The following is an 8495-nucleotide window of genomic DNA, read 5'->3' on the forward strand; positions in this document are numbered from 1 at the left end:
AGGCGGTCGCGCGCACCTGGCACAGGGGTTACTGGCCCGAAACAAACGTAGGAGCGAGCGCAGCTCGCGATGCGCCGCGCGGGCGGCGCTCGATCTCCCAGGCGCTGAAAATGCTGCGGCTACCCTTACCAGAGACCATAGAGTCTCCCACCTCGATCGCATCGGCTTCAAATCCTGTGCAATCCTTGTGGGAGCGGGCAAGCCCGCGAAGAGGCCAGCAGCCTTAACGCACCAGGCAAGGCCGCTTGTTATCAAAACGCCAACCCGGAATCAGGAACTGCATTGCCACGCTGTCATCCCGCGCCCCCAACCCCATGTTGCGGTAGCACTCGTGGGCCTTGGCCAGTTGATCCTCATCCAGCTCCACCCCCAACCCCGGCCGCGCCGGCACATGCACATGGCCGTCGACAATGCGCAGCGGCTCACGGGTCAGGCGCTGGCCGTCCTGCCAGATCCAGTGGGTGTCGATCGCGGTGATCTCACCCGGCGCGGCAGCCGCCACTTGAGTGAACATCGCCAGCGAAATATCGAAGTGGTTGTTGGAGTGCGAACCCCAGGTAAGCCCCCAGTCGTTGCACATCTGCGCCACCCTCACCGAGCCCTGCAAGGTCCAGAAATGCGGGTCGGCCAGCGGAATGTCCACCGACTGCAACTGGATCGCATGGCCCATCTGCCGCCAATCGGTTGCGATCATGTTGGTAGCCGTGGGCAAACCCGTAGCGCGACGGAACTCGGCCATCACCTCGCGGCCCGAGTAGCCGTTCTCGGCGCCGCACGGGTCTTCGGCATAGGCCAGCACATCATGCTTGTCGCGGCACAGGGCGATGGCCTCCTTGAGTGACCAGGCCCCGTTGGGGTCCAGGGTGATGCGCGCTTCGGGGAAGCGTTCGGCCAGCGCCGTCACTGCTTCCATTTCTTCTGCCCCCCGCAGCACGCCGCCCTTGAGCTTGAAGTCGCTGAAGCCGTAACGCTGCTTGGCCGCTTCGGCCAGGCGCACAACCGCCTCGGGCGTCAGGGCCTTTTCATGGCGCACACGGAACCAGTCGTCGTCACTGTCCGCTTCGTTGCGGTAGGCCAGGTCGGTCTGCTGGCGGTCGCCGATATAGAACAGGTAGCCCAGCATCTTCACCGCATCACGTTGCTGGCCCTCGCCAAGCAGTGCCGCCATGGGCACATTCAGGTGCTGGCCGAGCAGGTCGAGCAGCGCCGACTCGATGGCCGTGACGGCATGCACGGTGATGCGCAGGTCGAAGGTCTGCAGGCCGCGGCCCGCCGAGTCGCGGCTGGCGAACGTCTGGCGCATGGCATTGAGCACGCGCTGGTAATGACCGATCGGCTGGCCTACTACCAGGCTGCGGGCGTCTTCCAGGGTCTGGCGAATGCCCTCGCCACCCGGCACTTCGCCAAGGCCCGTGTTGCCCGCGCTGTCCCGCAGTACTACCACGTTACGGGTAAAGAACGGGCCATGTGCGCCACTGAGGTTGAGCAGCATGCTGTCGTGGCCAGCCACCGGAATCACGCGCAGGTCGGTGACCACCGGGGTGCTGGTGTGAACGGCGGGTGTTGTCTGCATATTCATGGTTGTCGTCTCGCAGTCGTCAGTGGGTCTGGCCCAGGGCCGCGGGGGCCTTCAGGCTATCGGAAGGTGCGCCCTTGGGGCGTGTACGCACGAAGAAGATGGCAATTGCCGCCAGCACCGAAGTCACCGCCAGGCCATACAACCCGCCCTGGATCGAGCCGGTCTGCTGCTCCAGCAGGCCGAACGTGGTGGGGGCAACGAAGCCGCCGAGGTTGCCGACCGAGTTGACCAGGGCTATCACCGCCGCCGCGATGCGAGCATCCAGGTAGCCCTGCGGGATTGGCCAGAACAGTGACGAGGCCGACTTGAAGCCGATGGCGGCAAAGCACACGGCGACAAAGGCGAATACCGGCCCGCCGGTGGTGGACATGAACATGCCGATGGCCGCGACCACCAAGGCGCCTGCCACCCAGGCCTGCTGGAACTTCCAGCGTGCAGAAACGGCAGCGAAGGCATACATGGCCAGGATCGAGATCAGCCACGGGATGGAGTTGAGGAAGCCGACCTGCAGGTCGCTGAGGTCGCCCATGCGTTTGATGATGCTCGGCAGCCAGAAGGTGGCCGCGTAGATGGTCAGCTGGATGCAGAAGTAGATCAGGCAGAACAGGACGATCTGGCGGTCCTTGAGCAGGCTCCAGGCCGACGGCTTGACCGCACCCAGCGCCTCGCGCGCTTGCTGTTCACGGTCGATCGTCGCGACCAGCGCATCCTGCTCGGCCTGGCTCAGCCACTTGGCGTCCTGCGGTTTGGAGTCGAGCCAGAAGAACACGAAGAAGCACAACGCCACCGAGGCCATGCCTTCGATGAACAGCATCCACTGCCAGCCGTGCAGGCCGAGCCCCTGGATTTGCATCAATGCCCCGGCCAAGGGGCCGGAAATCAGCGAAGCCAGCGCCGACCCGCTGAGAAAAATGGCGATTGCCTTGCCGCGCTCGGCCGCCGGCAACCAGCGGGTGAAGTAGTAGATCACCCCAGGGAAGAAGCCCGCTTCGGCCACACCGAGCAGAAAGCGCAGTACATAGAACTGGGTTTCGTTCTGCACGAAGGCCATGGCCGTGGCCACCAGCCCCCCAAGTGAACATGATGCGGGTCAGCCACAAGCGGGCCCCCACCTTCTGCAGCAGCATGTTCGAAGGCACCTCGAACAGCGCGTAGCCGATGAAGAACAGCCCGGCACCAAAGCCAAAGGCTGCAGCGCTGATGCCCAAGTCGCTTTCCAGGTGCGGGCGGACGAAGCCGATGTTGACGCGGTCCAGGTAGTTGACGATGAACATGATGACGAACAGCGGCAGCACGTGGCGCTTGACCTTGGCCACGGCGCTGGCCAAAGCGTCGCCTTCATTCCGGGCAGACGGAGCGAGGGTGTCGTTCACAGGTGGATCTCCCACTAATTGTTTTTGTGCGGGTCGGGGTTGTCTGACATGGCAGTGGGGACGAGCATAGGCCCCGAGAAGTTGTACGACAAGATCAACAACATCGCCAAAATGTCAAAATACAAGCTGCAATAAGACTAATATGTTGCGATCTTGCAAAAACTGGCACTCCAAATGCACCCTCGCCTCGCGAAAAATTGGGCAAAAAATATTTTTAGCAATTAACTTGTCATACAAGTACAACAAGAGGTGGACCACAGCATGCTTCCAGATCACGCGCACAAACGCGGCCACAGCCGCGCACATGACCTGGTCTCCAGCCTGACCCAGCAGATTCTCCTGGGCACCTTCAAGCCCGGCGACAAACTGCCGTCGGAGAACACCTTGGTACGCGAGCACGGGGTCAGCCGCACGGTGGTTCGCGAAGCCTTGTCGAAGTTGCAGGCCTCGGGGCTGGTGGAACCGCGCCACGGTATCGGCACCTTCGTGATGGCGCGCCAAGCCCAGGCCGGGTTGCGCGTTGCAGCGGAAAGCGCAGCGAATGTGCGCGACTTGCTGGAGCTGCGGGTCGGCCTGGAAAGCCAGGCCGCCGCGCTGGCGGCGCTACGCCGCGATGAAGGGCAGTTGGCGCGCATGCGCCAGGCACTGGATGACTACCAGGACCTGGCGGCGGCAGGTGACAGCTGCATCGAGGCCGACCGGCGTTTTCACCTGCTGATTGCCGAAGCCACCGGCAACCTGTATTTCACCGAGATGCTGCTGCAGCTGGGCAACGGCTTGATTCCGCGCAACCGCATGGCCCAAGCCGAGCGCAGTGGGTCGAAGATGGCAGCGCAGGCATACCTGGCCAACCTGGAGCACGAGGCAATCCTCAATGCCATCCGCCGGCAAGACCCGGATGCGGCCCGCGCGGCGGTGTGCCTGCACCTGTCCAACAGCCGCTACCGGCTGCTACCGGATTGACGGGCAACTGCGGCACAGCAGCCCCGACGCTTACCAGGTCAGGCAGATCTTGCCGAAATGCCGGTTGCTTTCCTGGTAACGGAACGCGTCGACGATCTGCTCCAGCTCGAAGTGCTTGTCCACCACCGGCCGCAAACCGTTGGCATCAATGGCCCGCACCATCGCCTGCTGCTGCGCCCGGCTGCCGACCAGCACCCCTTGCAGGCGAATCTGCCGCACCAACGCCTGCACCAGCGGCAGTTGCCCGGCCACGCCAGTAAGAATGCCGATCAGCGACACATGCCCGCCGATCCGTGCAGCGATCATCGACTGCTCCAGGGTAGCCGGGCCACCCACCTCGATCACGTGATCGACACCGCGGTTAGCGGTCAGCTCGCGCACTTTCTCCCCCCACGCCGGGGTGCGCTTGTAGTTGATCAAGTGGTCGGCGCCCAAGGCCTTGAGCCGCTCCAGCTTGGCATCGCTGGACGAGGTGGCAATCACCGTGGCACCCGCCAGCTTGGCGAACTGCAGGGCGAAGATCGACACGCCACCGGTGCCCTGCACCAGCACCGTGTCGCCCGGTTTGAGGTGGTCGTCGCACATCAGCGCGCGCCAGGCGGTCAGGCCGGCAGTGGTCAGGGTGGCGGCTTCGGCATGGCTGAAGCCCGAAGGTGCCAGGGTAAACGCGGTGGCACGGGCGGTGACCTGTTCGCGGGCGTAGCCATCGATGCCGTCACCCGGCACCCGGGCAAAGCCTTCGACATTGGCCTGGCCATCGAGCCAGTCCGGGAAGAACGTACTGACGACACTGTCGCCGACCTGAAACTCGCTGACGCCGGCCCCTACGGCAACGACTTCGCCCGCACCGTCGGCCATGGGGATGCGCCGCTCACTCGGCCCCCACATGCCACTCACCACGGCGAAGTCGTGGTAGTTCAGGGAGCTGGCGTGCAGGCGCACGGTGATCTCGCCGGCCTGAGGGGGCGCAGCCTCGCTGCTGCCGACCTCGACCTTGTCGTAGCCGCCGCCAGGTTGAACGTAGATGGCCTTGCTGGTCATGGGTTGGGTCTCCGTATCAACGTCAGGAATGGAAATGAGCATAGACAGGTCTATGGGTTGCAAAAGCTTCACGGGCTTTGCAGCAGCGGCGTTGTGTTGCGATCGGGCTGCGCACTATCGACTCAGCCCAGCATCACCTTCAGTGCCCGGCAATCGACCGCGTGCCAATCCACCAGTTGCGGCCATGGGTTGTCGGGCACATTCACCAATATCGTGCGTGCCCCCGCTGCGCGCCCGCAGTCCAGGTCAAAACGGTAGTCACCCACCATCACCAGCTCGCTCGGCGCCACGCCCCAGGCCGCGGCAATCTTCAGCAACCCATCCGGGCTCGGCTTCGGTGCCGCCTCGTCACGCCCGAGCACATGCTCCACCGGGAAGCAGTCCGCCAGGCCAATCGCTTCCAGCGTCACATGGGCCAGTTCCCGCGCATTGCGGGTCAGTATCCCCAACCGGCAACCACGCGCAGCCAGTTCGCGCACCAGTTCAACTGCCCCGGTCGCCGCGGTGGAGGCTTCCGCCAGCTCACGCTCATGCTCCAGCAGCCAGGCATGCTTGGCCGCGGCTTCGTCGGCTGGCAAAGCCGCCAGGTGGGTAAGGATGTCGTCCTCGGCAGGGATGCCCAGCGCCTCCCGAATGGCGGCAAAGTCATGCACTGCCACGGTCAGGGTGCCGTCCATGTCGAACACCCAGTTGCGCACCTGCTGCAGGCTCATGCCCAGTCCTTGCGGTGGCGAATCAGGCCTTCCTGGCTCGACGATGCCACCAGTTGCCCGGCCTGGTTGAAAATGCTGCCGCGGCAGAAGCCACGGGAATTCCCTGCCCACGGGCTATCGGTGGCATACAGCAACCACTGGTCGGCACGCAGGTTGCCGTGGAACCACAGCGAATGGTCGAGGCTGGCGATCTGCATGTCGCGCTGCCAAACCGACTTGCCATGCGGCACCAGCGCGGTGGTGAGCAGGCCGAAGTCCGAGGCGTAGGCCAGCAGGTACTTGTGCAGGGCCGGCACGTCGGGCAGGTTGCCGTCGGCGCGGAACCACGCATATTTCACCGGGTCGCCTGGCTTGGGGTTGAACGGGTCACGCTCGGTGACCGGGCGAATCTCGATTGGCTTGGCGCACAGCACCTTGTCGCGGATGCGTTCAGGCAGATGGTCTGCCATGGCACGCGCCAGTTCCACTTCTGTAGGCAGGTTTTCCGGGCCGACCACGTCGGGCATCTGCGCCTGGTGGGCGAAGCCTTCCTCGTCGTACTGGAACGAGGCGCTACAGGTGAAAATGGTCTGGCCCTTCTGGATCGCCGTCACCCGCCGGGTACTGAAGCTGCCGCCATCACGCACACGGTCCACCGAGTACACCACCGGCAGGCTGGCGTCCCCCGGGCGCAGGAAATAACCATGCAGCGAGTGCACATGGCGCGCGTCTTCGACCGTCTGGCTGGCTGCCGACAACGACTGGCCCAGCACCTGGCCGCCGTACAGCTGGCGGAAGCCCAGGTCTTGGCTGCGCCCACGGAACAGGTTTTCCTCGATGGCTTCGAGGCTCAACAGGTCGACCAGGTCGTCCAACACATGACTCATTGGGGCATCTCCGTAGAAGCGAGCCTTGCTCGCGCTGCGCCGCCTGGGCGGCGCTCGAACTCACAGGCGCCGAACCCCATGCGGCACAGCGCCCTTTCAATGGGCAAATAATACAGCGTTTGCCATTCGCACCGAGCATGGCTGTGCATTCAGGCGCGCAGGGTGTGCTCCCAGTGCGCACGGTCGATGCGGTACAGCACATGCGGGCGTAGCGGGTGGCCTGCGGGCAGGCGCGGGTGCTCGAAGCTGCCGCGCAGGTCTTGCTGCATGCCGATGGCCTGCATCACCTTCTGCGATGGCAAGTTACTTTCGGCAGTGAACGACACCACCTCGTTCAGGCGCAATTGGGCGAACGCACAGCGCAGGCAGGTCCACGCGGCTTCGCTGGCAAAACCCAGCCCCCAGTGGCGCCGGGCCAGGCGCCAGCCAATCTCCACGGCTGGCGCGAAATCGGCGTCAAAGTCTACCTGCAGCAAGCCGGTCATGCCGATGAATGCACCGCTGTCCTTGCGCTCCAGCGCCCACAAACCAAAACCGTATTCGTTGAAGTGCCCGCGTATGCGGCCAATCAGCGCGGCAGCTTCAAGGCGTGTGAGCGGTGCCGGGAAGTAACGCATCACCTGCGGGTCGGCACACAGCGCCGCAAATTCACGCAGGTCATCGTCGTGCCATTGGCGCAGCACCAGCCGGGCGCTTTCCAGTTGAAGGGTGGATGTCATCGGGCCTGCTCCGGTTTTGCCGAATTACAGTCTACAGCGTAGGCGCCGGGGCGGTGTTCACCCAACGGGCCGCAACCGAATGCAATTTTCACACGCCCTTCACCGGCCCCCAACAGCTCGCTTAGCAAAATGCCGCCATCACTGCCGTGCCCGCCACGGCCCTGTCACTGGAGCAACGCATGCTATCGAGCAATACCCTGGGGCACCCTGCCATTCACGCCCGGCGCAAACGGCGCCTGTCTCACAAAGCCCTTGGTGCCGCCCTTGGCTTGTGCATGGTCGTGGCGGCCTTGACCACCTGGCTGGCGACGAGGACGCATATCGTGGACCTTGGCAACGAGCAACAACTGAGTGACAGCGGCCTGCTGCAGAACTGGGCCGAGGGTGCCGTGATCGTGATGGTCCGCCACGCCGAACGCTGCGACAGCGCCCCGGGCCCGTGCCTGGACGACCCCACCGGCATCACCGTGGCCGGCAGCCAGGCTGCCACGCGGGTGGGCCAAGGCCTGCACCAACTGGGCCTGGCCAACACCGACCTGCTCAGCAGCCCGAAACTGCGCACCCGGCAAACCGCGCACTTCATCCTCGGCCAGGCGGTGGCCAGCGAAGACTGGCTGGAAAGCTGCGACAGCCAGTTTGCCAGCGATGCACTGGCGCACAAACGTGCCGGGCACAACCTGGTGCTGGTGACCCATAACGGCTGCATCGATCACTTCGCCCGCCAACAGCACGTGGCCGGCGGCGAGCGCGAAAGCGCCTACGCCAGCGCGCTGTTCGTTTCGGTGGACGGTAACGGCAAGGCACGCATCCTCGGCCGCCTGAATGAGCCCGACTGGCAGCGGGTGCTGGCCAGCGCCGCAAAATAGCAGTGGCCTGCTCGGGCCTCATCGCCGGTAAGCCACACAGGCGCTGTGGCAAACACCTGTCAGCCCTGATGCGGTCCCTGTGGGAGATTCTATGGTTCCTGGCAAGGGTAGCCGGAGCATCTTCAGCGCCTGTGAGATCGAGCGCCGCCCGCGCGGCGCATCGCGAGCTGCGCTCGCTCCTACGTTTGTTTCGGGCCAGTAACCCCTGTGCCAGATGCGCGCGGCCGCCTTGTTTGTACGGCGATTTTGAGGCATGCGCCAAGGCGTTCGCGCGCAAATCCCACAGGAATAATTGGCCCGAAACAAACGTAGATACTCTGTTGGCGGTCAAGCTTTTCTGAGGTGTTCAGAGCTGAAAAGCTTGGCCGTATCAAA

The 8495-nt window shown here is 64.2% G+C and carries 7 protein-coding genes and 1 pseudogene; 2 read left to right on the top strand and 6 right to left on the bottom strand.

Features of this window, described 5'->3' with window-relative positions; translation table 11 throughout:
• Positions 1 to 223: 223 nt before the first annotated feature.
• Both gudD and QME24_RS24270 read right to left on the bottom strand, forming a co-directional pair.
• Positions 224 to 1579 (bottom strand): glucarate dehydratase, encoded by a 1356-nt coding sequence (gene gudD / locus QME24_RS24265; protein ID WP_054905953.1) that lies wholly within the window; start codon positions 1577 to 1579, stop codon positions 224 to 226.
• A 19-nt stretch (positions 1580 to 1598) separates the two neighbouring features.
• Positions 1599 to 2952, bottom strand: a pseudogene (locus QME24_RS24270) (MFS transporter).
• Between the two features lie 261 nt (positions 2953 to 3213).
• Here QME24_RS24270 and QME24_RS24275 point away from each other — a divergent pair.
• The gene (locus QME24_RS24275) at positions 3214 to 3915 is read left to right on the top strand and encodes a FadR/GntR family transcriptional regulator (RefSeq protein WP_192441061.1); all 702 of its coding nucleotides are present in this window, start codon (positions 3214 to 3216) and stop codon (positions 3913 to 3915) included.
• Positions 3916 to 3945: 30 nt separating this feature from the next.
• Here the strand turns inward: QME24_RS24275 and QME24_RS24280 are convergent, their stop codons facing one another.
• The 4 genes from QME24_RS24280 to QME24_RS24295 all read right to left on the bottom strand — a co-directional run bounded on the left by QME24_RS24280 (position 3946) and on the right by QME24_RS24295 (position 7254).
• Positions 3946 to 4956, bottom strand: coding sequence for an NAD(P)-dependent alcohol dehydrogenase (locus QME24_RS24280; RefSeq protein ID WP_192441063.1), 1011 nt, complete (start codon positions 4954 to 4956; stop codon positions 3946 to 3948).
• 122 nt (positions 4957 to 5078) lie between these two features.
• On the bottom strand, positions 5079 to 5669 hold the full coding sequence (locus QME24_RS24285) for an HAD family hydrolase (RefSeq protein ID WP_029887396.1): 591 nt from the start codon (positions 5667 to 5669) through the stop codon (positions 5079 to 5081).
• Positions 5666 to 6535 carry an acyl-CoA thioesterase II gene (gene tesB, locus QME24_RS24290; protein WP_009681790.1) on the bottom strand — a complete coding sequence of 290 codons (870 nt, stop codon included), beginning with the start codon at positions 6533 to 6535 and terminating at the stop codon, positions 5666 to 5668. Before tesB ends, QME24_RS24285 begins: the two co-directional genes overlap by 4 nt.
• 149 nt (positions 6536 to 6684) lie before the next feature.
• On the bottom strand, positions 6685 to 7254 hold the full coding sequence (locus QME24_RS24295; protein WP_054905957.1) for a GNAT family N-acetyltransferase: 570 nt from the start codon (positions 7252 to 7254) through the stop codon (positions 6685 to 6687).
• Between the two features lie 179 nt (positions 7255 to 7433).
• Between QME24_RS24295 and QME24_RS24300 the strand changes: the two genes are divergently transcribed.
• On the top strand, positions 7434 to 8120 hold the full coding sequence (locus QME24_RS24300) for a histidine phosphatase family protein (protein WP_280091901.1): 687 nt from the start codon (positions 7434 to 7436) through the stop codon (positions 8118 to 8120).
• Positions 8121 to 8495: the final 375 nt, after the last annotated feature.

Origin of the sequence: Pseudomonas sp. PARCl1, from assembly GCF_947311875.1 — a bacterium.
GTDB classification, from domain to species: domain Bacteria; phylum Pseudomonadota; class Gammaproteobacteria; order Pseudomonadales; family Pseudomonadaceae; genus Aquipseudomonas; species Aquipseudomonas juntendi.